The 2,007-nt window shown below is 68.6% G+C and carries 2 protein-coding genes; one reads left to right on the top strand and one right to left on the bottom strand.

Going from position 1 to position 2,007, the window contains the following annotated elements:
• A partial coding sequence (locus tag EOA36_RS34360; RefSeq protein WP_127281123.1) for a DUF6596 domain-containing protein occupies nt 1-1,097 on the top strand: 1,097 nt, incomplete at its 5' end.
• Nucleotides 1,098-1,127: 30 nt separating this feature from the next.
• Here the strand turns inward: EOA36_RS34360 and EOA36_RS34355 are convergent.
• Entirely contained in the window at nt 1,128-1,754 is a 627-nt protein-coding gene (locus EOA36_RS34355) for a glutathione S-transferase family protein (RefSeq protein WP_127281122.1), read from the bottom strand.
• Nucleotides 1,755-2,007: the final 253 nt, after the last annotated feature.

Genomic DNA, 2,007 nt, shown 5'->3' with positions numbered 1-2,007 from the left:
TTCGAGCGCCGCGCTCCGGCGTGCCTGAAAAGCCGGAAGCCTGGTTGCTCGCCGTGGCCAGGCGGCGGCGTGTCGATGCGGTGCGGCGGCGGCTGACCAGCGAAGCCGGCCGTGACCATCTCAAGCTGATTGCCGAGGAGACGGAGGCGCGCATGACCGACGAGGACCTGCCCGACGAACGATTGCGGCTGATGTTCGCCTGCGCCCATCCGGCGATCGAACCCGGCGTGCGGGCGCCGCTGATCCTGCAGACCATCCTCGGCTTCGATGCCGCCACGATCGCTTCCGCCTTCCTGCTCTCGCCGGCCACGATGGGCCAGCGCCTGGTGCGCGCCAAGAGCCGCATCCGCGAGACCGGCATTCCGTTCCGCGTGCCGGAGCGGGCCGAACTCGGTGAAAGGCTGGATGCGGTGCTGGAGGCGATCTACGCCGCTTTCGCCGAGGGCTGGTCAGATCCGACCGGTACCGAGACGCGGCACCGCAACCTCGCCACCGAAGGCATCTGGCTCGGCCGGCTGGTGGCCTCGCTGCTGCCGGACGAGCCGGAGGCGCTGGGCCTGCTGTCGCTGATGCTGTTCGCCGAGGCGCGCCGCGCGGCGCGTCGCGACACGGCCGGGGACTATGTGCCGCTCGCCGAGCAGGACCATGCATTGTGGGATCATGCCCTGGTCGACGAGGCCGAAGCATGTCTTCGCGGCGCCGCCGCCAAGGGCGTCATCGGCCGCTACCAGCTGGAGGCGGCCGTGCAGTCCGTCCATGCGGCGCGGCGGCTCACCGGCCGCACCGACTGGATCGCGATTCGCGAACTCTACGACGCGCTGTTTTCGATCGCGGGATCGCCGGTCGTGGCGATCAACCGCGCGGTGGCGATCGCCGAGACCGAGGGCGCGGTGGCGGGGTTGGCCGCCCTTTACGTGCTGGGCGACGACAAGCGGCTCAACGGCTATCAGCCCTACTGGGCCGCGCGTGCGGGTCTCCTGGCCAGGCTCGGCCAGGGACCGCAGGCGGTCGAGGCCTATGATCGCGCGATCGGCCTCGAGCGCGATCCGGCGGTGCGCCGCTTCCTGCAGGCAAAACGCACCGCGCTCATACAGTGAGGTCCAGGAGCGCGGGCGGCTTTCGGCCGATCAGGCCGGCCACATCTCGTGCGACGTGTTGAGCGTCTTCATGAGCGGGTGCTGGCGCAACCGCGCCCACAGGCGTTCGATATCAGGCCAGGCCGCCCGCGCCCTGTCGATGTCGGGATGCCAGGCCACCAGCATGACGAGATAGATGTCGGCCAGCGACATCTTATCGCCGACGAGCCAGTCGCGGCCGCGCAAGGCGGCATCGACGACTGCAAAACCACGGTCCATCTCGGCGACCGCCGCCTGTTTCACCGCCTTCGTACCCTCGGCATCCGCCGTGTAGCGATGGGCATAGTAGAGCCGCAGCACCGCCGGGTAGAGCACCGAGGACATGAACGCCATCCAGCGCAGGAACTCCGCGCGCGCCGGTTCCTCGGCCGCCGGCGCCAGGCCGGCCTGTGGGTGGCGTTCGGCGAGCAGGATGCAGATCGCCGCCGATTCGGTGACCGAGCGCCCGTCCGGCAAGGTCAGCACCGGCACCTGGTTCAACGGGCTGATGGCGAGAAAGGCCGGATCGGGCGCCTCGTTCTTCGGCACGTCGATCTGTTCGAAAGGCGCATCGATCAGCGCCAGTGCAGCCTCGACGACGAAACCGCCGCTGCCGGGGCGCGTGTAGAGCTTGTACATGAAATCCTCCCCCGGCCCGAACCAGGGCCGCTGGAGGTTTGCACCGGAGCAGCGGTCTGCTCAAGTCGGGTACGGCGCGCCACGGCAGGTTTTTCTGCGGGCCAGGCTCACGGGGCCTTTCCTTCTCCCCTTGTGGGAGAAGGTGGCCTCGCGAAGCGAGGTCGGATGAGCAACTGTGTTTTCAGGCTTTGTCTGGATACCAGGGTTGGTTGTGTCGAAGCATGGCGCTGAGGATGGTCATAATCTTTCGGGC

The sequence above is a fragment of the Mesorhizobium sp. M8A.F.Ca.ET.021.01.1.1 genome, from assembly GCF_003998025.1.
In the GTDB taxonomy this organism is placed as follows: Bacteria; Pseudomonadota; Alphaproteobacteria; order Rhizobiales; family Rhizobiaceae; genus Mesorhizobium.
This window is presented reverse-complemented; position numbering and strand designations above follow the sequence as displayed.